This window comes from Mycobacterium sp. IDUB_37, from assembly GCF_055419245.1.
This window is the reverse complement of the sequence record NZ_JBVAXG010000003.1, coordinates 448,367-474,142: the sequence shown is the minus strand read 5'-3', so window position 1 is coordinate 474,142 and position 25,776 is coordinate 448,367. Positions and strand designations below refer to the sequence as shown.

The 25,776-nt window shown below is 64.2% G+C and carries 27 protein-coding genes and 2 pseudogenes; 14 read left to right on the top strand and 15 right to left on the bottom strand.

Annotation, left to right across the window (positions count from 1 at the left end; translation table 11 throughout):
* Nucleotides 1-76: 76 nt before the first annotated feature.
* The 4 genes from ACZY1I_RS12885 to ACZY1I_RS12870 all read left to right on the top strand — a co-directional run bounded on the left by ACZY1I_RS12885 (nt 77) and on the right by ACZY1I_RS12870 (nt 5,215).
* Nucleotides 77-1,138 (top strand): S1C family serine protease, encoded by a 1,062-nt coding sequence (locus ACZY1I_RS12885; RefSeq protein ID WP_463754781.1) that lies wholly within the window; start codon nt 77-79, stop codon nt 1,136-1,138.
* 129 nt (nt 1,139-1,267) lie between these two features.
* Nucleotides 1,268-3,073 carry a maltose alpha-D-glucosyltransferase gene (gene treS / locus ACZY1I_RS12880; RefSeq protein WP_463754780.1) on the top strand — a complete coding sequence of 602 codons (1,806 nt, stop codon included), beginning with the start codon at nt 1,268-1,270 and terminating at the stop codon, nt 3,071-3,073.
* Entirely contained in the window at nt 3,057-4,430 is a 1,374-nt protein-coding gene (locus ACZY1I_RS12875) for a maltokinase N-terminal cap-like domain-containing protein (RefSeq protein ID WP_463754779.1), read from the top strand. Before treS ends, ACZY1I_RS12875 begins: the two co-directional genes overlap by 17 nt.
* A 104-nt stretch (nt 4,431-4,534) precedes the next feature.
* The gene (locus ACZY1I_RS12870; RefSeq protein WP_463754778.1) at nt 4,535-5,215 is read left to right on the top strand and encodes a YoaK family protein; all 681 of its coding nucleotides are present in this window, start codon (nt 4,535-4,537) and stop codon (nt 5,213-5,215) included.
* Nucleotides 5,216-5,382: 167 nt separating this feature from the next.
* On the opposite strand, the gene ag85C is transcribed toward ACZY1I_RS12870, so the two are convergent.
* The 5 genes from ag85C to ACZY1I_RS12845 form a co-directional block, all read right to left on the bottom strand.
* Nucleotides 5,383-6,405, bottom strand: a complete 1,023-nt coding sequence (ag85C, locus tag ACZY1I_RS12865) for a diacylglycerol acyltransferase/mycolyltransferase Ag85C (RefSeq protein WP_463755116.1) — start codon at nt 6,403-6,405, stop codon at nt 5,383-5,385.
* A gap of 243 nt (nt 6,406-6,648) precedes the next feature.
* Nucleotides 6,649-7,443 carry an ABC transporter permease gene (locus ACZY1I_RS12860; protein WP_463755115.1) on the bottom strand — a complete coding sequence of 265 codons (795 nt, stop codon included), beginning with the start codon at nt 7,441-7,443 and terminating at the stop codon, nt 6,649-6,651.
* Between the two features lie 22 nt (nt 7,444-7,465).
* Entirely contained in the window at nt 7,466-8,266 is an 801-nt protein-coding gene (locus tag ACZY1I_RS12855) for an ATP-binding cassette domain-containing protein (RefSeq protein ID WP_463754777.1), read from the bottom strand.
* Nucleotides 8,263-8,715: a MarR family winged helix-turn-helix transcriptional regulator gene (locus ACZY1I_RS12850; protein ID WP_463754776.1), complete on the bottom strand. Its 453-nt coding sequence runs from the start codon at nt 8,713-8,715 to the stop codon at nt 8,263-8,265. Before ACZY1I_RS12850 ends, ACZY1I_RS12855 begins: the two co-directional genes overlap by 4 nt.
* 28 nt (nt 8,716-8,743) lie before the next feature.
* The gene (locus ACZY1I_RS12845; RefSeq protein ID WP_463754775.1) at nt 8,744-9,697 is read right to left on the bottom strand and encodes a GlxA family transcriptional regulator; all 954 of its coding nucleotides are present in this window, start codon (nt 9,695-9,697) and stop codon (nt 8,744-8,746) included.
* A gap of 60 nt (nt 9,698-9,757) precedes the next feature.
* Between ACZY1I_RS12845 and ACZY1I_RS12840 the strand changes: the two genes are divergently transcribed.
* Nucleotides 9,758-10,879 (top strand): lipocalin-like domain-containing protein, encoded by a 1,122-nt coding sequence (locus tag ACZY1I_RS12840; RefSeq protein WP_463754774.1) that lies wholly within the window; start codon nt 9,758-9,760, stop codon nt 10,877-10,879.
* On the opposite strand, the gene ACZY1I_RS12835 is transcribed toward ACZY1I_RS12840, so the two are convergent.
* On the bottom strand, nt 10,870-11,379 hold the full coding sequence (locus tag ACZY1I_RS12835; RefSeq protein ID WP_463754773.1) for a metallophosphoesterase family protein: 510 nt from the start codon (nt 11,377-11,379) through the stop codon (nt 10,870-10,872). The genes ACZY1I_RS12840 and ACZY1I_RS12835 overlap by 10 nt on opposite strands.
* Nucleotides 11,380-11,414: 35 nt before the next feature.
* On the opposite strand from ACZY1I_RS12835, the gene ACZY1I_RS12830 reads away from it, so the two are divergent.
* Nucleotides 11,415-11,870 (top strand): MaoC family dehydratase, encoded by a 456-nt coding sequence (locus ACZY1I_RS12830; RefSeq protein WP_463754772.1) that lies wholly within the window; start codon nt 11,415-11,417, stop codon nt 11,868-11,870.
* Nucleotides 11,871-11,888: 18 nt separating this feature from the next.
* Here the strand turns inward: ACZY1I_RS12830 and ACZY1I_RS12825 are convergent, their stop codons facing one another.
* Nucleotides 11,889-13,223 carry an acyl-CoA dehydrogenase family protein gene (locus tag ACZY1I_RS12825; RefSeq protein ID WP_463755114.1) on the bottom strand — a complete coding sequence of 445 codons (1,335 nt, stop codon included), beginning with the start codon at nt 13,221-13,223 and terminating at the stop codon, nt 11,889-11,891.
* A gap of 84 nt (nt 13,224-13,307) precedes the next feature.
* Between ACZY1I_RS12825 and ACZY1I_RS12820 the strand changes: the two genes are divergently transcribed.
* Nucleotides 13,308-14,219: an NAD-dependent epimerase/dehydratase family protein gene (locus tag ACZY1I_RS12820; protein WP_463754771.1), complete on the top strand. Its 912-nt coding sequence runs from the start codon at nt 13,308-13,310 to the stop codon at nt 14,217-14,219.
* Here the strand turns inward: ACZY1I_RS12820 and ACZY1I_RS12815 are convergent.
* Together ACZY1I_RS12815 and ACZY1I_RS12810 are read right to left on the bottom strand one after the other, a co-directional pair.
* Nucleotides 14,216-14,919 (bottom strand): annotated as a pseudogene (locus tag ACZY1I_RS12815) (GAF and ANTAR domain-containing protein). The gene ACZY1I_RS12820 and the pseudogene ACZY1I_RS12815 sit on opposite strands and share 4 nt — an antisense overlap.
* 220 nt (nt 14,920-15,139) lie before the next feature.
* A pseudogene (locus ACZY1I_RS12810) lies at nt 15,140-15,254 on the bottom strand (F420-dependent hydroxymycolic acid dehydrogenase); the annotation flags it as partial.
* Nucleotides 15,255-15,289: 35 nt separating this feature from the next.
* On the opposite strand from ACZY1I_RS12810, the gene ACZY1I_RS12805 reads away from it, so the two are divergent.
* Genes ACZY1I_RS12805 through ACZY1I_RS12795 form a run of 3 tightly spaced genes read left to right on the top strand, consistent with a single transcriptional unit; the run spans nt 15,290 to nt 16,853 of the window.
* Entirely contained in the window at nt 15,290-15,895 is a 606-nt protein-coding gene (locus ACZY1I_RS12805; protein WP_463754770.1) for a GNAT family N-acetyltransferase, read from the top strand.
* Entirely contained in the window at nt 15,892-16,497 is a 606-nt protein-coding gene (locus tag ACZY1I_RS12800; RefSeq protein ID WP_463754769.1) for a GNAT family N-acetyltransferase, read from the top strand. Before ACZY1I_RS12805 ends, ACZY1I_RS12800 begins: the two co-directional genes overlap by 4 nt.
* Before the next feature lie 50 nt (nt 16,498-16,547).
* Entirely contained in the window at nt 16,548-16,853 is a 306-nt protein-coding gene (locus tag ACZY1I_RS12795; RefSeq protein ID WP_463755113.1) for a hypothetical protein, read from the top strand.
* Nucleotides 16,854-16,862: 9 nt separating this feature from the next.
* Here ACZY1I_RS12795 and ACZY1I_RS12790 read toward each other — a convergent pair whose 3' ends face one another.
* Nucleotides 16,863-17,561: a TetR family transcriptional regulator gene (locus ACZY1I_RS12790; RefSeq protein WP_463754768.1), complete on the bottom strand. Its 699-nt coding sequence runs from the start codon at nt 17,559-17,561 to the stop codon at nt 16,863-16,865.
* Nucleotides 17,562-17,631: 70 nt separating this feature from the next.
* On the opposite strand from ACZY1I_RS12790, the gene ACZY1I_RS12785 reads away from it, so the two are divergent.
* Complete coding sequence (locus ACZY1I_RS12785) at nt 17,632-18,717, top strand: flavin reductase family protein (protein ID WP_463754767.1); 1,086 nt, start codon at nt 17,632-17,634, stop codon at nt 18,715-18,717.
* A 39-nt stretch (nt 18,718-18,756) separates the two neighbouring features.
* Complete coding sequence (locus tag ACZY1I_RS12780) at nt 18,757-19,863, top strand: fatty acid desaturase family protein (RefSeq protein ID WP_463754766.1); 1,107 nt, start codon at nt 18,757-18,759, stop codon at nt 19,861-19,863.
* A 129-nt stretch (nt 19,864-19,992) separates the two neighbouring features.
* On the opposite strand, the gene ACZY1I_RS12775 is transcribed toward ACZY1I_RS12780, so the two are convergent.
* Nucleotides 19,993-21,105 (bottom strand): DUF1214 domain-containing protein, encoded by a 1,113-nt coding sequence (locus tag ACZY1I_RS12775; protein WP_463754764.1) that lies wholly within the window; start codon nt 21,103-21,105, stop codon nt 19,993-19,995.
* Nucleotides 21,102-21,701 carry a TetR/AcrR family transcriptional regulator gene (locus ACZY1I_RS12770; protein ID WP_463754763.1) on the bottom strand — a complete coding sequence of 200 codons (600 nt, stop codon included), beginning with the start codon at nt 21,699-21,701 and terminating at the stop codon, nt 21,102-21,104. Before ACZY1I_RS12770 ends, ACZY1I_RS12775 begins: the two co-directional genes overlap by 4 nt.
* 61 nt (nt 21,702-21,762) lie before the next feature.
* Here ACZY1I_RS12770 and ACZY1I_RS12765 point away from each other — a divergent pair, with 61 nt between their 5' ends.
* Together ACZY1I_RS12765 and ACZY1I_RS12760 are read left to right on the top strand one after the other, a co-directional pair.
* A complete protein-coding gene (locus tag ACZY1I_RS12765; RefSeq protein ID WP_463755112.1) occupies nt 21,763-22,965 on the top strand; it encodes a sulfotransferase family protein in 1,203 nt (400 codons plus the stop codon).
* 17 nt (nt 22,966-22,982) lie between these two features.
* On the top strand, nt 22,983-23,879 hold the full coding sequence (locus ACZY1I_RS12760) for an alpha/beta fold hydrolase (RefSeq protein WP_463754762.1): 897 nt from the start codon (nt 22,983-22,985) through the stop codon (nt 23,877-23,879).
* Here the strand turns inward: ACZY1I_RS12760 and ACZY1I_RS12755 are convergent.
* Genes ACZY1I_RS12755 through ACZY1I_RS12745 form a run of 3 tightly spaced genes read right to left on the bottom strand, consistent with a single transcriptional unit; the run spans nt 23,876 to nt 25,762 of the window.
* Nucleotides 23,876-24,919, bottom strand: a complete 1,044-nt coding sequence (locus tag ACZY1I_RS12755) for a zinc-binding dehydrogenase (protein ID WP_463754761.1) — start codon at nt 24,917-24,919, stop codon at nt 23,876-23,878. The genes ACZY1I_RS12760 and ACZY1I_RS12755 overlap by 4 nt on opposite strands.
* A 2-nt stretch (nt 24,920-24,921) precedes the next feature.
* Nucleotides 24,922-25,134 carry a TOBE domain-containing protein gene (locus tag ACZY1I_RS12750; RefSeq protein WP_463754760.1) on the bottom strand — a complete coding sequence of 71 codons (213 nt, stop codon included), beginning with the start codon at nt 25,132-25,134 and terminating at the stop codon, nt 24,922-24,924.
* A 22-nt stretch (nt 25,135-25,156) separates the two neighbouring features.
* Complete coding sequence (locus ACZY1I_RS12745; RefSeq protein WP_463754759.1) at nt 25,157-25,762, bottom strand: TetR/AcrR family transcriptional regulator; 606 nt, start codon at nt 25,760-25,762, stop codon at nt 25,157-25,159.
* Nucleotides 25,763-25,776 lie beyond the last annotated feature (14 nt).

The window sequence follows — 25,776 nt, the reverse complement described above, 5'->3', positions numbered from 1 at the left end:
TGGAGACCATGCCGCTCCACCCGCTTCTTACGGCTGGGACAATTTCACGGTTTACCCGAAGCAGGAGGTTTACGGGATGAGCAAATCGCGCCACCGTTCGCTGGGGTTGGTTTGGTCGGCCGCTGTCTTGGCCGTTTTGGGACTGGGTCTGGCAACTCCTGCGGCGCCCGCGCACGCGGCGCCTGCAACGAACTTGAAGGACTTTCCCGCCTTGCCGCTCGACCCGTCGGCACTCGTCGGGCAAGTAGGGCCGCAAGTGGTGAACATCAACACCAAACTTGGCTACAACAACGCAGTCGGAGCCGGCACGGGCATCGTCATCGACCCGAACGGGGTTGTGCTGACGAATAACCACGTGATTTCCGGTGCCACCGACATCACCGCGTTCAGCGTCGGCGACGGGCGCACCTATGGCGTCGACGTGATCGGCTACGACCGCACCCAGGACGTCGCGGTACTGCAGTTGCGCGGCGCCGGTGGGCTGCCCACCGCAGCGATCGGCGGCGGCGTCGGCGTCGGCGAGCCGGTGGTCGCGATGGGCAACACCGGTGGACAGGGCGGCACGCCCCGGGCAGTGGCCGGAAATGTTATCGCCGTCAACCAGACCGTCTCGGCGTCAGACTCTCTGACCGGCGCCGCGGAGACCCTCAACGGGTTGATCCAATTCAACGGCGCGATCGCGCCCGGAGACTCGGGCGGCCCGGTCGTGAACGGCGCCGGGCAGGTGGTCGGCATGAACACCGCGGCTTCGGAGAATTTCCAGATGTCTCAGGGTGGACAAGGATTCGCCATCCCGATCGGTACCGCGCTCAACGTCGCCAACCAGATCCGCTCCGGCGGTGGTTCACCCACCGTGCACATCGGGCCGACGGCTTTCCTCGGACTGGGTGTGGTGGACAACGGCGGTAACGGCGCAAAGGTTCAGCGCGTGGTGGGTAACGCTCCCGCCGCTTCGGTCGGGATAGCCACCGGTGACATCATCACCTCGCTCGACGGTGTCGGGATCAACTCAGCCACCGCGATGTCGGATGCCCTCAATGGGCACCACCCGGGTGACTCCGTGTCGATCAGCTTCACCTCGAAGTCCGGCGTTGCTCGGACCGAAAACGTCACGCTGGCGGAGGGGCCTCCGGCGTAGGGGCGGGCAGTTATCTTCCGGCGGGCCAATCCGGTTGATACCAGGCGTGATTCGAGATCGCGCGGCTGGCGCGGTGGTTTGTGTGATTCTTAAGCAGGCACGTCGGGTACACGTGGCATCGTGGAATTGATGAATGATGCGAGAGAGGCCTCAAGGACGGATCCCACGCACCATCCCGTAGAGGGCAGTCACGTCGAGGGGGGTGTGGTCGAGCATCCGACCGCGAAGGACTTCGACAACGCCACTGCCCTGCCTGCCGACCCGACCTGGTTCAAACACGCGGTGTTTTACGAGGTGCTGGTCAGGGCGTTCTTCGATTCCAACGCCGACGGATCCGGTGACCTACGCGGACTGATCGAGCGGCTGGACTACTTGCAGTGGCTCGGTGTCGACTGCCTGTGGTTGCCGCCGTTCTATGACTCGCCGCTGCGTGACGGCGGCTACGACATCCGCGACTTCTACAAGGTGTTGCCTGAGTTCGGGACCGTCGAGGACTTCGTTGCGCTGATCGACGCCGCCCACCAGCGGGGTATCCGGGTGATCACCGACTTGGTGATGAATCACACTTCGGACTCGCATCCATGGTTCCAGGAGTCCCGGCGCGACCCCGACGGGCCGTACGGCGACTTCTACATGTGGAGCGACACCAGCGAGAAGTACACCGACGCGCGGATCATCTTCGTCGACACCGAAGAATCGAACTGGACGTTCGATCCGGTGCGGCGCCAGTTCTACTGGCACCGGTTCTTTTCGCATCAACCGGACCTGAACTATGACAGCCCCGCGGTCCAGGAAGCGATGATCGACGTCCTACGTTTCTGGCTCGGCCTCGGTATTGACGGGTTTCGGCTGGACGCGGTGCCGTACCTGTTTGCCCGGGAGGGCACCAACTGCGAGAACCTGCCCGAGACACACTCCTTCCTCAAACGATGCCGCAAGGTGGTCGACGACGAGTTTCCCGGCCGAGTGTTGTTGGCTGAGGCAAATCAGTGGCCGGCTGACGTGGTGGAGTACTTCGGCGACCCCAGTACGGGCGGCGATGAATGCCACATGGCCTTCCACTTCCCGCTGATGCCGCGCATCTTCATGGCGGTGCGCCGGGAATCCCGCTTCCCGATTTCGGAGATTCTGGCCCAGACCCCGGACATCCCGGACATGGCCCAGTGGGGCATCTTCCTGCGCAACCACGACGAGCTGACCCTGGAGATGGTCAGCGACGAGGAACGCGACTACATGTACGCGGAGTACGCCAAGGACCCGCGGATGAAGGCGAACGTGGGCATCCGGCGTCGACTGGCGCCGCTGCTCGAGAACGACTTCAACCAGATGAGGTTGTTCAACGCGCTGCTGTTGTCGCTGCCGGGATCGCCGGTGCTGTACTACGGCGACGAAATCGGTATGGGCGACGTGATCTGGCTGGGTGATCGTGACGGCGTGCGGACACCGATGCAGTGGACACCAGACCGCAACGCCGGCTTCTCCACCGCCAATCCGGGCCGGCTCTTCCTGCCGACGAGCCAGGACTCGGTGTACGGCTACCAGGCGGTCAACGTCGAGGCGCAACGCGACACGTCGACCTCGCTGCTGAACTGGACCCGCACGATGCTTCAGGTGCGGCGGCGACACGATGCCTTCGCCGTCGGGTCGTTCCACGAACTTGGTGGGTCCAACCCGTCGGTGCTGGCCTTCGTGCGCGAGGTGCCGCGCGACGACGGTGAGGACGACGTCGTCCTGTGCGTGAACAACCTGTCGCGGTTTCCGCAGCCGATCGAACTGAACCTGCAGCAATGGAACAACTACATACCCATCGAGCTCACCGGACAGGTGGAATTTCCGCGGATCGGGCACTTGCCATACCTGCTGACGCTCCCGAGCCACGGGTTCTACTGGTTCCAGCTGTCCGCATCCGAGGAGGATCATGACTCGCACCGGTGACGTAGAGCTGGCAGCGAAGCTGCCATGGTCGGAGTGGCTACCGCACCAACGCTGGTACGCGGGCCGCAACCGCGAACTGTCCACCGCCGAGGTCGCAGTTGTGGTGCCGTTACGCGACGGTTTGGATTTGGTACTGGTCGACGTTGCCTACTCTGACGGATTCACCGAGCGCTACCAGGTGCTCGTCGGATGGGATACCGAGCCGGTCGTCGAGTACAGCACGGCGGCCACGATCGGCGCCGCCGGTGATCACACCGGGTTCGATGCGCTGTTCGACGTCGCGGCGCCCAGGTTCCTGCTGTCTCTGATCGACTCGTCCGAGGTCCGAGCTTCCGATGACATCGAAGTCGGGTTCGCCAAGGAGCCCGACGTCCGGCTGCCGCTGGACGCGTACCCGCGTGTCTCCGATGCCGAACAGAGCAACACCAGCGTGATCTTCGACCGCGCGCCGGCAGCAATTTTCAAGGTGTTTCGGCGGGTCAGCCCGGGGATCAATCCAGACATCGAACTGAATCGGATTCTCGGGCGGGCAGGCAACCCGCACGTGGCCAGGCTGCTCGGCTCGTACGAAATCTCGTCGGCGGACGACTCACCAGAGGCCGCGTGGCCGCTGGGCATGGTCACCGCATTCGCGGCCAACGCCGCGGAAGGCTGGAAGATGGCCACCACCAGCGTCCGCGACTTGTTTGCCGAGGGAGACCTTTACGCGCACGAAGTGGGTGGCGACTTCGCCGGTGAGTCCTATCGGCTCGGTGAAGCGGTCGCCTCGGTGCACGCCGCCCTCGCCGAGAACCTCGGCACCGCAGAGGAGACCTTTCCGGTCGACCACGTCCTGGCGCGACTCTCGTCGGCGGTTGCGGCGGTGCCGGAGCTCGAGCAGTACAAAGCGACGATCGAGGAACGTTTCGCCAAACTCGTAGATGAGCCGATCACTGTGCAGCGGGTGCATGGTGACCTGCACCTGGGCCAGGTGCTGCGCACGCCGGAGAGCTGGGTGCTGATCGATTTCGAAGGCGAGCCGGGCCAGCCGCTGGCTGAGCGGCGAGCACCGGATTCGGCGTTGCGTGACGTGGCCGGCGTCCTGCGCTCGTTCGAGTACGCCGCTTACGGGCCGCTGCTGGATCAGGGTGGCGACAAGCAGTTGACCGCACGCGCCCGGGAATGGGTCGAGCGCAACCGCACCGCATTCTGCGACGGTTATGCGGCGGCATCGGGAGCGGATCCGCGGGATTCGGCGCTGGTATTGGCTGCCTACGAACTCGACAAGGCGGTGTACGAGACTGGATACGAGTCGCGGCACCGGCCGACGTGGCTGCCGATTCCGCTGCGTTCGATCGCCCGCCTCACAAGTGCCTGACCACTGTCGCGATCGCAAGCGCGGCGAAGCCGGGCGCAGCGGGTAGCGACCATGGGACCAAGCGCCGTGGCGGGTCGGCCGTAACACTCTGCAACCATGCTTGTGTGCAGAAGGAGACTTACGACAGCGAGGCCCGGCTGTCATGGTTGCTCGCCGGCCTAGCCGGGGTGCTTGGGGCCACTGCCTTTTCGCACTCGGCAGGATACTTCGTGACCTTCATGACCGGCAATGCGCAGCGCGCGGTGCTCGGTGTATTTCGTGACGACGTGACTTTGTCGCTGAGCGCGGGCACCCTGCTGTTGTGTTTTGTGATCGGCGTAATCGTCGCCTCGGTGTGCAGGCGACGTTATTGGGTCGAGCATCCGCACGGACCGACCGTGCTGACCACATTCAGTCTGGTGTTCGCCACGGGGCTGGATATTGTCTTGGGCGGGTGGGAAGAGTCGCTGCTTGATTTCGTGCCAATCATGTTCGTGGTATTCGGGATTGGCGCGCTCAACACTTCTTTCGTCAAAGACGGCGAAGTTTCGATACCGCTGAGTTATGTGACCGGCACGCTGGTCAAAATGGGCCAAGGCATCGAGCGCCACATCGCCGGCGGAAAGATCGACGATTGGCTCGGCTATTTCCTGTTGCTCGCCAGTTTTATGGCAGGCGCGGCGGTCGGTGGCGCAATCAGCTTGGTAGTCAGCGGTACTCAGATGCTCGGGGTCGCCGCGTTCGTGTGCGCGGTGACCACTTGCTACACATATCTGCACGCCGACCGCCGCGGTTTGATGGACTGAGTCTTGTCGAGATATAAACTGCTGCGGCTGTTTTCGGCGTGTCGTGTCGGTGGTTTCAGTGTCGCGGCGGCGCGGTAGTGCGGTGGCGGTGCGCAAAGGAACATCGGCAGCAGCGCTGGCCGTTAGCGCTGCTGCCGATGTGGTCCTTAGCGGGACGAGCCCCCGGATCAGGTGCCGGCCGGCGGTGCGGCCGGTGGCGGTGCGGCCGCGTTGACCGCGTTGATCACCTGCAGCATGTCGGGCTTCATCGCCATCAACTGCTGGTTCCAGTAGTTCCATGAGTGGGTTCCGTTGCTTGGGAACTGGAAGACGCCGTTGCGTCCTCCGTTCGCGGCGTAGGTCTGCTGGAACTGCTGGTTGGTGCGCAAGGTCAGGCCCTCGAGGAACTTCGCCGGCATGTTGTCGCCGCCGAGGTCGCTAGGTGTGCCGTTGCCGCAGTAGACCCAGATCCGGGTGTTGTTGGCGACCAGGCGTGGAATCTGCAGCATCGGGTCGTTGCGCTTCCAGGCCGGGTCGCTGGACGGGCCCCACATGCTGTTGGCGTTGTAGCCACCGGAGTCATTCATCGCCAGACCGATCAACGTCGGCCACCAGCCCTCGGACGGGTTGAGGAAACCCGAGAGCGACGCGGCGTAGGGGAACATCTGGGGGTAGTAGGCGGCCAGGACCAGCGCCGAGCCACCGGACATCGAAAGTCCCACCGCCGCATTTCCGGCCGGCGACACGCCCTTGTTCGCCTGCAGCCAGGCGGGCATCTCTCTGGTCAGAAATGTTTCCCACTTGTAGGTGTAGCCCTGACCGTTGCCCTGGGATGGCTGGTACCAGTCGCTGTAGAAGCTGGACTGACCTCCGACGGGCATGACCACCGAGAGTCCGGACTGGTAGAACTCGTCGAAGACGGGGGTGTTGATGTCCCAGCCGCTGAAGTCTTCTTGCGCGCGCAGACCGTCGAGTAGGTAGACCGCGTGGGGTCCGCCGCCCTGGTACTGGACTTTGATGTTGCGTCCCATCGAAGGCGACGGGATCTGCAGATATTCCACCGGAAGGCCCGGCCGGGAGTACGCGCCCGCGGTTGCCGAGCCGCCGACGGCGCTGATGAGTCCGACCAGCAAGGCTGCTCCCGCAACAGCGACCCCCAGCCTGCGAGGCATGGTCGTCACTGCGCCGCGCAGCTGCTCAACGAATTTCATCGCCTGACCCATCCCAACCTCATCCCAACTCGCCATCCGCCGCTTCTGCGGTTGAATCTGTTCTCCGCGAGTGAAACACAAGTGACGGATGTGACTCCTGTGTCGTGGCCGCAGCGACAGGTCGCGGTTGGCTAACGATTGGGCTTCGGGCCGGATACCGGCTGGGCGATCACGATCGGCTAACAATCCGCCGCCAGACCGATCTCGCCACCTTCCGCTCAGCGAGTGACTGCGCTAAGGGCGCTAAGCGACGAGTCGACGCAAAAACGTTGATGCCGTGATGATTCCGATCACCGGAGCAACGAGCAGCACGATGACATCCACGATGTGGAAGGGGCTGCCGATCAACAACGTCCGCAACACGTCGACCTCGTAACTCAGCGGGTTCACCTTGCTGAGCACGTGCAGCCACCCGGGCATCACATCGACCGGGTATAGGGCGTTGGAAGCGAAGAACAACGGCATCGTGATTGCCTGGCCGATGCCCATCAGCCGATCGCGATTGCGGACCAGCCCGGCCAATGTCATTGACAGGCAGGCAAAGAACGCGGCGCCGAGCATGACTGCGGCCATCGCAGCCAGAATCCGCAGCGGATTCATCGTCAGGCCGATGCGCATCAGATATGCCAGCGCCAACACGCCGATGACTTGGGCCACCGATCGCACTCCGGCGGCAAACGACTTGCCGGTGATGAGCGCCGACGCGGGTGCCGGAGTCACCATCAGCTTGGCCAGAATGCCGGAGTCCCGGTCCCAAATGATCTGTATGCCATAGAAAATCGAGATGAAGAGCGCTGACTGGGCGATGATGCCCGGCGCCAGGAAGGCCAGGTAGGACACCGGTCCCGTGTCGATGACACGCAGGTGGCTGAACGTGGTGCCGAAGATCAGCAACCACAGGGCGGGTTGCACCATTCGGGCGACGAGTTCGGTCCGATCGTGTTGCAGCTTCTGCAATTCCACGATGGCGAACGCCCCGACGCGGCTCAACGTCGCCCCAACCCGGTCGAAACCGCGTGGGGCACGGACCAGGTTCATCTCGGCGGGTGTGCTGGATTGATCAACCGACACGGCGTTGCGCCCTTCTGCTGGAACGGATTTGGCGCACATCGGCGGGAGCGTTGTCCAGGCCGGATGCGGCATAGTGCCGGAATACGTCTTCGAGCGTGGCATCCGGAGCCACTGTCGCCTTCAGTTCCTCGGGCGTGCCCACTGCTTGCAGCGCTCCGTGGTGCATGAGCGCGACCCGATCGCAAAGCGCGTCGGCCTCTTCCATGTAGTGCGTGGTCAACAGCACCGTCATGCCGAACTGCTGTTGCATCTGCCGGACCTGCGTCCAGACACCGTCCCGTGCGATCGGATCCAGCCCAACCGTTGGTTCGTCCAGCACCAGCAGTGACGGCCGATTGACCAGTGCCTGCGCTACCTCGAGTCGGCGGACCATGCCCCCGGAATAGCTGCCCGCCATCTTGCCGGCCACATCGAGCAGGTCCATCGCCATCAGGGCCTGCTCGACACGTTCGGCGCGTTCCGCGCGGGGTACACCGTACAGCCTGGCGAACCACGCGACGTTTTGCCGGCCGGTCAGTGCTGTCTCGATCGAAAGTTGTTGCGGCACATAGCCAATGTTGCTGCGGATGTCGATCGTCTGGCTTCGGGCGTCGAGTCCGAAGATGTGCAGTTCACCGTGCTGGACCGGCGCCAGCGTGGTCAGCAGGCGTACGACCGTCGTCTTACCGGCACCGTTGGGGCCGAGCAGGCCCATCGTCTCGCCGGGCCGCACCGAAAAGGTCACATCGTCCACGGCGGTGTGCTGGCCGTAGCGATACGTCAGGTTCCGGCAATCAATTGCCTCGTTCATATGTTGCGCTCCTGCAGCTTCGTGGTCATCTTCGCGAGGACCTGCAATCCCATTGCCAGTTCCCCGATCTGTTGTTCATCAAGTTCCTCGATCAGGTCGACGAGCACCGCGCGTCGGGCGGCGGCCGTGTCGTCCATGACGTGTTGGGCGGACTCCGTGAGCTGCAACCGGCTGACCCGTCGATCGCTGGAATCTGGCGACCGCTCCAGCAGGCCCGCGCAGGCAAGCTTGGACACCAGAGTGGATGCGGTATTGGACACCAACCCGAGGTCAGCCGCGGCGACGCTGACCGACACGCCCGGTCGCCGGGAAACCAGCCGCAGCAGCTCGGCCTGCGATTCGGAGAGCTGGCCCGGTGCGTATCCGGTTCCGGCGGCCCGCCGCAATTGCCGGCGGAACCTGCCCAGGATCCTCGGTATGTCAGCGGCGAGATCGGCGTGAGTACTCACTGCTACACATAATACCTCTGTAGTCGAGCTATCTATGTGGCTCCGCGCTGCTGCGCATCGCATTCCGCAGTGCCGACGCCGAGCCGTAGCCGACCATGCTGGCGATCTGTTCCATTTTCAGCGGGGTGGTCTGGCGTAGGTGCCGGGCCTGCTCGATGCGAATGCGCTGCAGAAAGGCGTGTGGCGTGACACCGGCTTGGTCGCGCACCCTGCGCTCGAGGGTGCGGCGCGTCGTGCCCAGGTCAAGGGCCGCGCGGGCGATCGTGACGTCGTTGTCGAGGTTCTTGCGGATCCACGCTTCGAAGTCCACGACGAGGCGATCCGAGTTGGCCAAGTAGGTCCGCGCTGCGTCGACACTCTGCGCGGGCCGCTGGTCAAACAGCAGGAGTGCCGCGGTCGCGTCGGCTAATTGCGGGCTGATTCCTTTCACGATGTGCATCGCCAGGTCGATGTGCGCGAATGCCGCACCTGCTGTGGTGACGGTCCCATCGGTGATCACCATGCGGGACATGTCCAGCCGGACCCTCGGAAAGCGGCGGGAGAACTCGTCGGCGAGCCACCAACTGGTCGTTGCCTGGCGCGAATCGAGCACCCCGGCATCAGCGAGCACGAAAGTCCCAGTGCAGGCTGCAGCGACCGGTCGATCGGCTCGCACCCAGTCGCGGACCACCCCGCGCGCGGCCTGCACCTCATCACGCAGCAGCGCTTCGATGACCCCGGACGGGGTGTTCATCGTCAGCGCGGGTACCACCAGTAGGTCGAGCCGGCTCATCGCGTCGTCGCCAACTGCCAGGTCGACCGGCACCAGCAGGCCGCCCGCGGTGGTCACCGGGGCCCGGTTGATCCCGACTGTGGCCACCTCGATCTCAGCGATGTCGTTGTCGACCTGCTGGCGCGCGATGTTCGCGCCGCGGAGTACGTCGATGATGGTCACCAGTCCAGATGCCCAGCACGTAGGCAGGGCCATTACCCCGACAAGCATGTCGCAAATGCTATGCGCGATGTCGCAATTGCGCCTGGGGGCATTCCTAACGTCGGGTTCATGACTATTTCAGAGATTTTCCCGAGGACGCACGCAATGATCGGTACCCGGCCACGCCACTACGAACGCCTGGGCTTGTCGCCGGGTGAGATCCAGGCGTGGGAGGACGGTTGGCGCACCAGCGCCGTTCCCGAGACTCGAGGCACCTTCGAATGGTGGTATTTCGACGCACATCTCGACGACGGGTCGACGGTGACAGTGGAGATGCACACCAAGCCGCCCTTCGTGTCACCGAAGTCGGCACTGACGCCCTTCGTTCTGATGACGATCACGTCTGCCAGTGGCGAACGCAGCGACCGCACCCTGCTCGCCGATCCCGACTCCTTCAGCGCGTCCGTCGAGGACTGCGACGTCCGGATCGGGGCGAACTTCGTCCGTCGTACTGCGGACGGGTATCGGATCCACGTCGAAATTGACGACACCACAGCCGATTTCACACTTCGGCCGGATGTGCCGCCGTGGCGCCCGGCCAGCGGCCATGTCTTCTTCGGCGAAGACGAGCAGCACTACATCGCCTGGCTGCCAATGGTTCCCAGAGGCGCGGTCGAGGCGACGATCGCTGCCGATGGGCAAACCAGGCAACTCACCGGCACCGGCTACCACGACCACAACTGGGGCAACGTCGCTCCGCGCAAGGTGCTCGATCACTGGTACTGGGGCCGGGCCCGGATCGGCGACTACACCGTCGTTTCCTTGATGTTCGTCAGCCACCTCGACTATCACAAAGTGCCCCTACCGGCAGTCATGGTGGCCCGGGGCGGCAGGATCGTCGCCTCGGCGGTCGGAAATGATGCGATCGGCTTCATCGGAACAGACGTCGCCACCCACTCCGCGACCGGCATCCCGGTGGCCCAGCGCCTGCAGTACCAGGTGGCGGCCGGTGCCGACGACTTTGAAATAGCGTTCTGCCAGCAGCGTGAGGTCTCCACGCTCGACTTCGGCCCCGTTGGTGCCTACTTGCGGTTCATGGGCGACGTGACGATCAAGCACAGCCACGACGGTGTCGTGGACTCCGTGACCGAAAGAGCGCTCTGGGAACTGCTGTATTTCGGAGCGCGGGTGGCCACTCCGGAGCGCGAAGCGACTTCCTCGGGGCAAGCGATCATCGGCCATCAAGCCTGAGGCGCACCGAGTCGGTGCAGGGTCACGTCCATCGGGGCGTCCGCCGACCCGATCGTGACAGTCATGTACGTGCAGAACGGTTGCCGTCGGCGATCTGTCGGTGAGCCCGGATTCAACAGGCGCAGCCCGGTTGCGGTGGTCGTATCCCAAGGGATGTGGCTGTGGCCGAAGACCAGCACGTCGGTGTCGGGGTAGAGCCGCGACATCCGGGCGTCGCGGCCGGCCGTGGCACCCGTCTCGTGCACCACGGTGAAGCGCAGCCCGGCCAGCCGCACATCCGCGCGCTCGGGCAGCCGTGATCGAAGGTCGTCGCCGTCGTTGTTGCCCCAGCACGCGACCAACCGTTTGGCCTTGGCCTCGAGTGCATCGAGCAGTCCGGATGTCACCCAGTCGCCGGCGTGGATGACGACGTCAGCCGCCGCCACCTCGTCCCACAGCTGCGCGGGCAGGTCGCGGGCCCGTTTCGGGACGTGGGTGTCGGCTGTCAGAAGGAGCCGCATAGGTTCTATACATACCCGACCAGGAGGACAGAACCATGCGCACGTTCGAGTCAGTCGCCGACCTCGCTGCAACCGCGGGCGAGACCATCGGGCAGAGCGATTGGGTGACGATCAGTCAAGAAGAGGTCAATCTGTTTGCCGATGCGACGGGGGATCACCAGTGGATTCACGTCGACCCGGAGCGGGCCGCCAGTGGTCCATTCGGCACGACGATCGCGCACGGGTTCATGACTCTGTCGCTGCTACCCCGGTTGCAGCACGACATGTACACCGTCAAGGGCATCAAGCTGGCAATCAACTATGGACTCAACAAGGTTCGCTTCCCCGCTCCGGTGCCGGTCGGCTCGCGGGTACGCGCGACGAGTTCGCTGGTCAGCGTTGACGACGTCGGAAACGGTGCGGTGCAAGCGATTGTGTCGACGACCGTCGAGATCGACGGGTCGGCCAAGCCGGCCTGCGTCGCCGAGAGCATCGTCCGCTACATCACGTAATCCGTCAGTTCGGCCGGGCTAGAACTCGGCGATCGAGTGTTCCAGTCGCGCGGCCAGCCGCGCCTCGGCTTCGGCTTTCCGGGTCGGTATGTGCTGGGACGGGAAAGGCGTTGTCACCGGCTGGTATTCGCGCAGCGTGCGCCGCGCCACGGTCATCTTGTGCAACTCGGTCGCGCCATCGGCAATGCCCAGTGACTCGGCGGCTACCAGCATTTTGACGAACGGCATTTCGTCGGAGACGCCGAGCGCCCCGTGCAGGTGCAGGGCGCGCTGCGCAACATCGTGCAACACCTGGGGCATCGCGACTTTCACCGCGGCGATATCCCGGCGCACCTTCTGATAGTCGTGATGCTTGTCGATCAGCCAGGCGGTGCGCAGTACCAGCAGTCGGAATTGCTCGATCTGGATCCAGCTGTCGGCGATCTTCTCTTGCGTCATCTGGAAGTCCGACAGGTGCCCGTGCCTGGTTTTGCGGGACACCGCGCGCTCGCACATCATGTCGAAAGCCTTGCGCGACAACGCAATCGTCCGCATGGCATGGTGGATGCGCCCGCCCCCTAGCCGGGTCTGGGCAATCATGAACGCGTGCCCCTCACCGCCGAGCACGTGATCGGCGGGCACCCGGACTTGGTTGTATCGGACATAGCCGTGGCTGGCGCGTTTGGACGATTCAACTCCGACACCGACGTTGCGGATGATCTCGATACCCGGCGTCTCGGCGGGGACGATAAACAGTGACATCTTGTCGTAGGTGCGGCCCTCGGGATTGGTGACGGCCATAACGATGAAGAACGACGCGTGTTTGGCGTTGCTGGAGAACCACTTCTCGCCGTTGATGATCCAGTCGTCCCCGTCGCGGGTCGCTGTGGTGACGAACATCCCGGGGTCCGAACCACCCTGCGGTTCGGTCATTGAATAGCAGGAGGTGATCTCGCCGTCGAGTAGCGGCTGCAAATAGCGGGCCTTCTGCTCCTCGGTGCCGAACAGCGCCAAAATCTCGGCGTTGCCGGAGTCCGGCGCCTGGCAGCCGAATACCGAAGGCGCCCAGCGTGATCGGCCGAGAATCTCGTTCAGCAGCGCGAGCTTGACCTGACCGAAACCCTGCCCGCCCAGATCGGGACGCAGGTGCGCGGCCCACAGGCCCTGGTCCTTCACCTGTTGCTGCAGCGGTCGCAGGATCGACATCATCTCGGCGTTGTTCTTGTCATACGGGTCGAGCGCGACCAGATCGAGCGGTTCGAGTTCGTCGACCATGAATTTCTCGACCCAGTCCAGCTTCGCCTGGTATTCCGGGTCTGTTTCGAAGTCCCACACTTCTGGCCGCCGTTCCCCGGCGCAGCGGTGCACCGGCATCGATGATGGAGCCACACCATCGTATGTGCCTTGCCTCTGGACGCTGGAAATACTACGTTACGTAGTAGTCATAGGCAGGTCCAGATGAAGGTTTTCGTCACCGGTGCGACCGGGGCTATCGGCGGTTATGCCGTACCCGCGCTGGTTGCTGCCGGGCATCGCGTCACCGCCCTTGCGCGCGGTGACGCCAAGGCGCAGGTGCTGTTGAGTCAGGGCGCCAAGCCGGTCGGTGTCTCGCTGTTCGACCGCGATGCGTTGGCGACCGCGTTCGCCGGTCACGACGTCGTCGTCAATCTGGCTTCGGCGCTTCCTCCCACGGCCAGATTCATGTTCCGGTCGGCGTGGCAGGAATGTCACCGAGTCCGCACTGATGGGTCAGCGGCGTTGGCCGACGCCGCAATGGCGGCGCAAGTACCGCGGGTGCTGCAGGAATCGGTGGCAATGATCTATCGAGACGGCGGTGGCCGGTGGATCGCCGAGGATGCCCCCGTCGATCACTATCCGATCGCCGCCGGAAACCATGCGGCGGAAGCCAGTGCGCGCCGTTTCGGTGCCGCCGGCGGTGAGCCGGTCATCCTGCGGTTCGGGCTGTTCTACGGCCCCGGGGCCGCCCACAGCGAGCAGCTCATGGGCCTGGCGCGGCGACATTTCGATTTTGTTGCCGGGCGTGATGACGCATACCAGTCGTCTATTCATCTCGCCGACGCCGCTGTGGCCGTCGTCGAAGCTTTGACGTGTCCGGCAGGCACCTACAACATCGTCGACGACGAACCTCTCACCAAACGCGACGACGCCGCGGCACTCACCGCCGCGGTCGGCGTGTCGCCGTGGCTGACTGGGCCGGGTCGGGCGGTGCTGTTGTTCGGCGATCGCGCTACTTCGCTGACGCGTTCGCTGCGTGTGAGTAACCGCCATTTCCGCACGGTCATCCGGTGGCGTCCCCGTTATCCGAGTGTTCGCGAAGGCAATCGAGCCATGGCCGACCAGCTGCCCTAGGGGTCGAGGGTTTTGCCGCGGAGTGCAACGACGCGGCGGGCGATGTCGACGAGTGCTGAGTTGGATTCCTGAGAAAGCCGTTTTAGCAGCTCGAACGCCCGCACGGCGTCGACATCGTATTGCTGCATGAGCATGCCTTTGGCCTGGCCGATCAGGTCCCGGCTGGCCAGGGCGCTCTGGAAGCTCTCTTCCCGGCGGACGCGGTCCCACACCAGCGCGGCGTGTGTCGCGAACACGAGACCGATCTCAACCGAATGGTCGTCGAAGGCGTTCGGGCATCGGCATAGACGTTCAGCGCGCCCAGCGTCTGGCTGCTGGTGAACAGCTCGAACGCCAGAATCGAGTGAATCGGTGTTTCGGCGAGTGCGGCGCGCCGATAGATCGGCCAACGGTCGTCGGAAGAAAGATCGTTGATGCGCACGGTGTGGTGCTCCCATGCGGCAATCAGGCACGGACCTTGCAGGGTTCGCTGCTGAATCTCGTCGAGCAATGCCGGATACCGGTGGGTGCAGGCCGGTGTCGAAATCTCGCGCCGCCGGTTGGTGACCGTCAAGCCCGAATACTGTGCGCCAGGGACCATTTCCACGGCCTCGATGACCAATTGATCGACGACGGCCTGGCTGTCGTCGCCGGGGCGGTTGTGCAGTTCGCGTGCCAGCCCTGCAATCCGTTGATGGAGTAGCCCGACGTCCTCGTTCATTGCAACTCCCCATGGTGCATGCTTGCGGCAAACACCGCAGCCAACTCTAGTTCCGTCGAGCAGCGAATGCGAACGGTCGTAGTGGGAAATTGGAAGTCACCGCAGCAGAGGATATTTAGCAGTGGTAGGCATCAGAACGATTCAACACCAATGCTTTTCAGCCGACGTCAGTGCAGCTTGGGCAGAACGCTGGCTCGGTAGAAATCTATGGTGACCGTGGGCGCTCGCCGCTCCATAGCTGGCGGATCGGCTGGATAGCCTCGACGAGACGGTCGTGGCGCTCGTGGATTCAGCAGCGCCAGCGAGGCGAACGCCTGGGCCATGCTGGCCGGGTATGGCGCCGGCTGTGCCGCGCGCATACCGTGAATTGGTGACCCCACAGGTGCGCCCGGCGCAGAAAGCCGATCTCCGCGGACTATCACTCACGCTGGCCCGCGCTTTCTACGACGATCCGATCATGATGTGGCTGCTACCTGACGACAGTGCGCGGCAAACGCAACTACGCCGACTGTTCGCGACCATGACCCGCCATCACCATCTGGCTGGCGGCGGTGTAGAGGTGGCGTGCGAGGCCTCGGAGATCGGTGCGGCCGCACTCTGGGACCCGCCGAATCAATGGCAGGAGTCGCCGTGGGCACAGCTCCTGCAGACGCCCACCTTCATTCGGGTATTCGGTGCCCGAACCGCGCGCGGACGTGCCGTGCAGGAAGCGATGAAGCGTGCACACCCCGAAGAACCGCATTGGTATCTGGCCGTCATCGGGAGCGACCCGAATGTGCGGGGCCAGGGCTACGGCCAGGTCCTGATGCGATCGCGCCTCGACCGCGTCGACGCTGAATACGCCCCTGCCTACTTGGAGTCCACCAAGGCCGAAAACGTCCCCTATTACGAACGTTTCGGATTCACTGTCACCGGTGAGATAGTGCTGCCCAATGGCGGCCCAACCATGTGGCCGATGTGGAGGGACCCGCGATGACACCACAGGCGCGCCCGGCGGCGAAAAGTGACATCCGCGAGCTGGGGCTGACTCTGGGCCGCGCGTTCTACGACGACCCGGTCGCGATGTGGCTACTGCCCGACGACGACAAGCGCCGAGCGCACTTGCATCGAGCGTTTGCCACGATGACCCGTCATCACCATCTGGCGGCCGGCGGCGTCGAGGTGGCGTGCCAGGCGTCGGACATCGGTGCGGCCGCGTTGTGGGATCCGCCGAACAAGTGGCGGGAGTCGCGCTGGTCGCAGCTGGCACAGTTTCCGATGTTCTTGCGGGTGTTCGGATTTCGATCGCCACGGGCCGTCAGCGCGCAGGAGATGATGAAGCGGACACACCCCGAAGAACCGCATTGGTATCTGGCCGCCATCGGGAGTGACCCGGGTGTCCGGGGTCAAGGGTTCGGTCAGGTGCTGATGAGGTCACGGCTCGAGCGCTGCGACGCTGAGTACTGTCCCGCTTACCTCGAGTCGTCCAAACCCGAAAATGTGCCCTACTACGAACGTTTCGGGTTCACCGTCATGGGAGAAATGCAGTTACCCGATGGTGGGCCACCGCTGTGGCCGATGTGGCGGGATCCACGGTAGCGCGGCTGGGACTGGGTTTGGGCTGCGCGGCACTGGGCAACCAACCGACTATGGAAGACGGACCCGGCGACACCCTGAGCCCGAGCGAGTCCACCGACTCCGACGAATTGCGCAATGACGACGGCGACACCGTCGTCGACCCGCCCGAGGACTGGAGCGAGGCCAATAAGTTCGGTCTCACCGCCAGCGAAGCGAAACAAGGGGAATCCCTTGACGCCCGGCTGGCGGCCGAGGAACCGGAGATCCCCGAGAGTCCCGCCGTGGTGGACGATGACGCCGGTGGGCCGGTTCACCGCGGTCAGATCAACGGCGCACCTGAGGACGGCGAATCGCTGTTCGAGGTGGTCAGCGACTAGGCGGCGGGCTCAGTCGCCGGATTTCCATCCCGCGACCCCGATGGTGATCATCCGCAACTGCTTGACGGCGATTCGGTTGATCTCGTCGAGCGCCTCAGCACTCTGGGCGTCTTCGATGGCTTCTGCGGTGACGATCATCGCGTTGACGAAAAGACTCGCCAGCACGTTGAGATCTTCGGTGCTCCACTCATTGAGTCGCGGGAATCGCGCCAGGTCGGTGGCTAATTCCGAGGAAATCAGCCGGATCTCGGTGCGGATCGCGTAGCGCAGCACCGAGAGGCCGGTCGAGCGTTCGCGTGAGATGAAGCGCCAGTGTTCGCGCTGGTCGGCGACGCTGCCAACCAAAATCTCCACGGACGACTCGATGACGCGACTCGGGTCCAGTTTGCCGGCCCGCGCACCGCGCAACGTATCGCGCAGGCTGCGGAAAGATTCGTCGATCAGCACCAACCCCAGCGCTTCCATCGACTCGAAGTGACGGTAGAACGCCGCGGGCACGATTCCCGCCTCGCGGGTCACCTCACGCAAGCTCAGGCCGCTGAAACTGCGGTCGTTGAGAGCCTTCAGCGCCGCGGCGATGATGGACCGCCGGGTGGCCTCTTTGCGCTCTTCACGCGAGGGCGTGTCGCGGTTCCGTTCCCGAGCGCTGTCGCGGCTCCGGTCGCCGCCAGAACGCCGCGAGTGTGAGCTAGGAGTACGACTGTTCACTGTGTGAACCGTAACACAGAGTGGGTGAAAACCCTTGACCACCTGCACTGACTGATGTCACGGTGTACATATGTTCACTCAAACTTTCACTCGGACGTTCGCAAAGCGGGTCCTGAGTTCTGACCTCGTCGATCTGCTCACCGGCCCCCACGGCGTCGACCGGTACACCGAGCTTGTGACGCCTACCTGGACGTCCGGTGAGGCTCGCGCCAGGGTGACCGACGTCCGGCGCACCACGCCGCGCAGCGTCACGCTGACGCTCGCTCCGAACGAGGCGTTCACTGAGCGCTACCCCATCAAGGCCGGACAGTTCATCAATGTGACCGTCGAGATTGACGGCCGTAAGCACGCCAGGTGCTACTCGCCGGCGAACGTCGAAGGCAGCACCGAGCTCGAGCTGACTGTCGGTGTCCACGACGGCGGACTGGTCTCGACCTACCTGTACGAACGAGCACGTCGCGGCATGGTGGTCGGGCTGGACGGCGTCGGCGGTGACTTCGTCCTGCCCCAGCAGCGGCCGCGCCGGATCCTGTTCGTCGCCGGCGGTAGCGGCATCACACCGGTGATGGCGATGTTGCGCACCCTGGTGGCCGAGGGTCACTTGCGCAACGAGGGCGCCGAAATCGCGCTGGTCCACTACGCACCGACCGCTACCGAGGCTTCCTACCGCATCGAACTCAAGTCGGTGCCCGGCGTACGGGTGCTGCACGGCTACACCCGATCGGGTGCCGGCGATCTTGTCGGCCGTTTCGGAGCCGAACACCTGGCGGCCGCGATGCAGGCACCTGATGCGGTGTTCGTCTGCGGACCAACCGCTTTGGTCGATGCCGTCAAGCAGCACTGTGAAAACGTGTTCACCGAAAGCTTCGTGCCGCCGGTGTTCGAGCCGTCGGCCAATCCGACTGGCGGTCGGGTGACCTTCGCCGACAGCAAGATTGACGTCGTCGACGACGGCCGCTCGCTGCTCGAACAGGCCGAAGCGGCCGGCCTGAAGCCCGAGAACGGTTGCCGGATGGGCATCTGCCACACCTGCACAAGATTCAAGAGCTCCGGCACCGTGCGCAACCTGGTCACCGGCGCCGTCTCCACCGCACCAGACGAGAAGGTGCAGCTCTGCGTCACGGTCCCCGTCGGCGACGTCGATATCGCACTCTGAGCCCCTCAAAACAGCCCCTTAGATCCTAGGAGGAAAGCCATGTCAAAGACCAAGATCACCCTCACCAAAGAGCAGTCCGACGCGTTCGGCCGCGAGCTCGACGCCATCAAGGAACGCGAGATGGCAGACCTCGGCGAAGAAGACGCCGAGTACATCCGCCGCATGATCAAGATCCAGCGGGGCCTGGAAGTCGGCGGCCGCGCGCTGCTGTTCCTGCCGCCGGCCTGGCTGCTGGGAACCGGGATGCTGGGCATCGCGAAAATCATGGACAACATGGAGATCGGCCACAACATCATGCACGGCCAGTACGACTGGATGCGTGACCCGACGATCTCCGGACGTGACTTCGAGTGGGACACCGCCTGCCCGGCCGACCAGTGGCGGCACTCGCACAACTACATGCACCACACTCACACCAACATCGTGGGGATGGACCGCGACATCGGCTACGGCATTCTGCGGATGAGCGAGGACCAGCGCTGGACGCCCTACTACCTGGGCAACCCGCTCTACGCCTTCCTGCTGATGGTGCTGTTCCAGTACGGCGTCGCGCTGCACGAACTGGAAACCGAGCGCATCCGCTCCGGTGAGATCACCCTCGCCGACAAGAAGGACACCCTCAAGGCCATCTGGAAGAAGACGCGCCGCCAGACTCTGAAGGACTACGTTGCTTTCCCGTTGCTGGCCGGGCCGTTCGCGCCGTTCGTGTTCACCGGCAATTTGACGGCCAACCTGATGCGCAATGTGTGGTCGTACATGATCATCTTCTGCGGTCACTTCCCGGACGGCACTCAGGAATTCACCATCGAGGAGACCACGGGCGAGACCCGCGGCCAGTGGTACTTCCGCCAGGTGCTGGGTTCGGCGAACCTGACCGGCGGCAAGATCTTCCACGTGTTGTCCGGCAACCTGTCACACCAGATCGAGCACCACCTGTTCCCGGACATGCCGGCCCGGCGGTACCCGATGATCGCCCCCGAGGTGCAGGAGATCTGCGAGCGGTACGGCATCCCCTACAACAAGGGCTCGCTGCCGCACCAGTTCGGGACCGTCGTCCGCAAGATCATCCGCCTTGCGTTCCCCGACTCCTGGTTCCGCAAGGAGAAGGCCGCCGAAACCGCAGAACTGGAGCTGGTGGCGGCTTGATTCCGCATCTAGCCTGAATTGGTGGCGCCGAGACTGCGCCCAGGGTGTGTCTTACGACATCGGGTCACCCTGGGCGCAGTCTCGAGTCATTTTAGGGGGCGTTGAACCGGCGGAGTCGCGACGGCTGGACTAGCTCACGTTGGTCGGCGCGCCCGAGACCTTGACCAGCTCGACCTGCGCGCGTGCGGGCACGCCGTCGGCGAGGAACCACCGGAACGCCAGGTTGCCACGCGGATAACCCAGCGTCGTCAGCGAATTCGGGTGCGTGGTGATCTCGCGGGAGAGCACCACCGTGACGGAGCCGTCGCTGTTGGGTACCACGCTGTGGTTGTTGAGCGAGGATCGAGCGCCGGGGTCTTCCGCGTCACCGTAGGTGGCCATGAACTGATTCCAGACCACCAGGTTCCAGAACCTGCACGACGGTGGGCGATGGGTGATGACCAGTGCCTCGTCGTCGTCGAGCACGAAACTGCCGTAGGAGTAGCAGGCGTCGCGGGCCGACCAGCCGAAGTTGGCGTCGGGCACCTGGTAGGGGTCGGCGAATTCATTTGCGGCGTGCGCGGTTTCGTGTCCCAACCCGTGTTCGTCGTCGGCGCGCAACCCGACTGGCAACGGCACGATCGCGAACAGCATTCTTATCCAGGCCGTGGCGGCGCGCAGCCTGGCCGCGGTCTCGGCGTCGCCGTGTCGGATCGGCTCGGGGTCCTCGAGTGCCTCGATGCTCCAGACAATTGGCCGGCCGCTGAGCGGGTGGGATTGATAGTCGCGGGTCATCAGCACGGCCGCATCGGGTGTGGCGGGGAATTCGAAAGAGAAGTTGCCGTCGGCGTCGATGTCGAGATCCGTGTCGCGGACGATTGCCACGACGCGGTCCGACCACGCACCCGGGCCGGGCTCGTTGTAGGCGGTGACCGAGAAGTACACGCTGTCGCCCTTGTTGCCGCTGATGCGGTACCGGCGCTTCGGATCGACCGGGCAAATGTAGTAGTACGCGTCGGTGTTGTCGCCGCCCCAACGGCGATCACGCCGGAACGGTGTGTTGACCGCGACAAACTGCGGGCGACCGGGTTCGGCGAAAAGATAAGTGTCGAATGCCACCCCCAGGGTGGTGGCCAGCATCCGATAGCCGTCGGCGACGTGCCGATCGTCGGTGACTGTGCGGTCGCCCTCGAGGAAGGAGCGATCGAGTCCGCCGAGCGTGCTGAGCAACTCGTTCCAGGCGGTCGCCGACTCGTGCGTCATGCGGCAATTCCTTTCAGCAGCAACATCGTTGTGCGATCGATCCATGCGTCGTCGAGCTGGGCGGGGCGGGTGAGCAGACCCAGCAAGGTGATTCCGGCGATGGCATTTGCCAGCTCGAAAGCCAATTCGGTGGCCGACTCCGGCGTGCTCACGTCGGATCGGATCTCACCGCGGACCATCGCCTTTTCCAGCAGTGCGACGAGACCGCCGCCGATCAGACCGTCGAACCGCTGCAGCAGCGCCGAATACAGCGTCGGGTCCGCTGCCATTTCGCCGACCAGACCGGGCAGCGCGGCCCGCGCCGCCGCTGTGCTCAGGACCTCCTTGGTGCGGCGCACCATTTCGCGCAGATCCTCGTGCAGCGTTCCTGCGTCGGGGATTTCCGTTGCGGCACCGATCGGGAACACCGCCTCGTGCACCAGGTGCGCCTTGCTGGGCCAGCGGCGGTAGATCGCGGGCTTGCTGGTGCCGGCCCGTTTGGCGATGGCGGAGACCAGCAGCCCGGGGTAGCCGGTCTCGCCGAGCAGTTCGACGGTGGCGTCGAGCACGGCGGCGTCGATCCGCGGATCTCGGGGGCGACCAAAATCTACAACCATTACGAAACTCAGAGTAACATAAGTCGCCGTGACCAACGCTGTTCATCTCGAAGACCTGTCCATGCCTCAGTTCAGCGCGGAGGCCCAACCCATCCTCGACATGATGGCGGCCATGGCCCCGAATTGCCCGTTGGATTCGGAAGCCCTGCACGCCCAGGCCGCTGCCGACACCGGATTGCATGATTTCGGCCCCGACGACTACCGGGAACGACTCGGGGTCTACCTGACCGCCTTGCGTGACATCGACGGAGTGCACGGAGGCGGTGTCGTCAACTTCTACGGGCAGCTGCTGCAGTTGCTCAAGAACCGACTGCTGTTGGCTGATCTGCTGAGCCGTCATCCCGAGATCAACGACATCGAGTTGCGGTCGCCGGTCGTGATCGCAGGACTGCCCCGCACCGGCACCACCCACTTGCACAATCTCTTGGCCGCGCCGCCGACGTTTCGCACCATGCCGTATTGGGAGAGCAACGAGCCCTTCCCGTTGCCGAGCGAAATCGGCGTTGATCCGGACCCGCGCCGGACGCGGATGGACGTGGCGGTCAGCGTGATCAACCTGGTGATGCCGCATTTCGCGCTGATGCACGAGATGACCACCGATCACGTGCACGAAGAGATCCAACTGCTGGCCAACGATTTCTCGACCATGCTCTTCGAGACTCTCGCCCACGTACCCCAGTGGCGTGACTACTACCAGGCGCACGACCAGGCGCCGCACTATCGGTACCTCGCCAGCCAACTCAAGGCGATGCAGTTCCTGCGCGGGGGACAGCGGTGGCTGCTCAAGTCGCCCCAACATCTCGAGCAGGTGCCGGTCCTGGATCGGGTCTTCCCCGACAGCATTGTCGTTTTCACCCATCGCGATCCGGTGCCGGTCGCGCTGTCGATGCTCGCGATGATCACCTATTCGGCGCGCATGCACCGCTCGCCGGTCCCGGTGCACCAGATTGCCGGTTACTGGATCGATCGCCTCGAGCAGATGCTCAACGCGTTAGTCCGTGATCGGGACGTCATTGGCCCGGAGCGGTCCGTCGATGTGCGTTTCGACGACTTCATGGCCGACGAACTCGGTGTCGCCGAGCGGTTGTATGCCCTTGCCGACGAACCATTCACCGACGAGGTGCGCGCCGCGGTCGACGGCTACCTGGGTAGCCACCAGCGCGGCCGCCTGGGCAGTGTCCACACGTCCTACGAGATGTTCGGGCTCGAGGAGGACGACCTGCGGGCGCGCTTTGCGCCCTATGTGGAGCGTTTCCTGACGTAGGACTACCTTCTCAACTCATGACCACAATGCCCGCCCTGGAAGGCGTCGAGCACAGGTTCGTCGATGTCGGCGAAGGTGTCACCATCCACGTCGCAGAAGCGGGCCCGGCCGATGGGCCGGTCATCATGCTGGTGCACGGCTTCCCGCAGAACTGGTGGGAGTGGAACGAGCTGATCGGCCCACTGGCCGCCGACGGCTACCGGGTGTTGTGCCCCGACCTGAGGGGTTCAGGCTGGAGTTCGGCGCCGCGCTCGCTCTACACCAAGTCGGAGATGGCCGATGACCTCGCAGTGGTGTTGGACAAACTCGGCGTCGACAAGCTGAAGCTTGCCGCGCACGATTGGGGCGGCCCGGTGGCTTTCATTCTGATGCTGCGCCATCCCGAGAAGGTGACCGGCTTCTTCGGGATGAATACCGTTGCGCCCTTTGTGAAGACGGATCTTTCGGCGGTCAAAGGACTGTGGCGGCTCTGGTACCAGATCCCGATTTCACTGCCGGTGATCGGTCCACGACTGATCGGCGACCCCAAGATGCGATTCGCGCGGTTTCTATTGTCATGGGTCGGAGGCGGATTCACCCTGTCCGACGAAGACATGCAGCTCTACATCGACTGCATGCGTGAGCCCGGACATGCCGAAGCCGGATCGCGTTGGTACCGCTCGTTTCAGACCAAGGAGATGCGGCGCTGGATGGGCGGTGAGTTCGACTCGCGAAGGACCGGAGTGCGCGTCGAAGTACCTGTTCGTTGGCTGGCCGGCACCGAAGATCCGGTCATCACGCCGGACCTGTCCGACGGATATGCCGACCACATCAGCGATTTCGAAGTCGAGTTGGTTCCCGGTGTGGGGCACTGGATCGTCGGGCAACGACCTGATTTGGTGCTGGACCGGCTGCGCGCGTTCCTGCTGCTTTAAGGCTGCACCAGGATCCGGATCGGGTTGCCCTCCTGGCGCTCCAGTTTCTCGATCCCCGACACGATGTCCTCGAGCGCGACGACTTCGCTGATCGATCGCGAAAGATCAAGCCGACCAAGGGAAACCAGCTTCGCCAGGGTTTCGATGTCGACATTCTGATAGCCGAGGTGACCGAGCGCCTGCTTGCGGCTCAAGCCGAACATCGCGGTCGGGCCAACGCTTGGAGACTCCGCGCTCATGCCCACTCCGACCAGTCGGCCGCCAGAGGTCAACGAGTCCAGCGCCTGCTCGAACGTGACCTTCAGGCCGACGGCGTCAAATGCCACATCCAGTTTGCGGCCGCCGGTGACCTCCGCGATCTTGTCCTGCAGATGCTCGTCGCGAGTATCGAACGCGTAGTCCGCGCCGATTTCCAGCGCGCGCTCCAGCACAATCGGGTTGATGTCCAGGGCGATCACCGGCACCGCGCCCACCAAACGGGCAAGTTGGACTATGTGGGTCCCGACCCCGCCGACACCCCACACGCCCACGGATTCGCCGATCGCCACTTTGCCGGTGCGAACCACCGCACCGTAGGGCGTCGAGACGGCATCGGCCAGTATCGCGGCCTGTTCCAGCGGAACATTGTCGGGCACCCGGGTCAGACCGGCCGCCTGCGCCAGTGTGTATTCGGCCCAAGCGCCGTCGTACGCGAACGCCATCAGCTGGATCCGCAGGCAATTCACCACGTCGCCGCGCCGGCAATTCGCGCAGCGCTGGCAGGGCCGCCCGGCGGCGACCACCACCCGGTCGCCCTCGGCCCAACCGGTCACGTCGGGACCGAGCTTGGCGATGGTGCCGGATGCTTCATGGCCCTGGATGACCACGGGTGCCTGGGCCGGGAACGTGCCGTTGATCAGGCTCAGGTCCGAGTGGCAGATGCCGCAAAAGGCGACCTTGACCAGGACTTCGCCGGGTCCCGGCTCCGGGATCGGAACATCTTCCAGCACAACCCTTTTGGTGTCGGCGTAGAAGCGCTCAGCACGCATGGTGCCCGCCATGGTTACTCGACGCCGATCGTGACTTCGGTGGACTTGATGAACACCGTCGCGGGCTGACCGACCACCAGCCCCAGGTTGACCGCGGCGTCCTTAGTGACCGAGGACGTGACGATCTGATCCCCGCCGTCGAGTTTGACCTTGACGATGGCCATCACGCTGCCGAGGTTCACCTCGGTGATGGTTCCCTTGAGCTGGTTCCTGGTTGATAGGCGCATGGCAACTGAACCTAATGCACCTCTAGTAGCGGGGTCCCAGCAAGGCGATGGAGGCATCTACCGCCGGTTCGACGATGTCTCGCGGCGGCCTACCGTCCTCGACGGCGAGGGCGACCAGCTCTCGCAGGCCCCCCACCAGGATCACCGCCAACGGAGCTGTCAGCGGCGGCAGATTGGCGCGGCGAAAGCCCGGACTGCTGCTCAGGTCGATCAGCAGATTGGTCAACAACTCCAACCCCTGGCGCTGGACGGGTCGCGCGACGTCGCCCAGGTAGGGCAACTCGCGGATCCAACTCAGGGCAATTGCGGGCCGGGACTCGATGCTGCCGACGTAACCTTCCACCGCCTGGCGAATCTGCAGGTGCCAGTCCGTCTCGGGGTCGACCGCGCCACGGATGTCGGCTGCCATCATCTCGACCTCTAGCCGCAGCAACTCGAGGAAGCACTGCTCCTTGCTGGCGAACTGGTCATAGAAGGTGCGCTTGGAGGTGCGTGCGTGGCGGACGATGTCCGCGACGGTGGTGACGCGATACCCGCGCTCACGGATCGAGGCGTCCAGGCCGCTCAACAGTCGAAGCCGGAACGGATCCGGCTCGGCCAGAACCGCGTCATCCGCGACCGCCGTCAAAGCGAGCCCCTTTC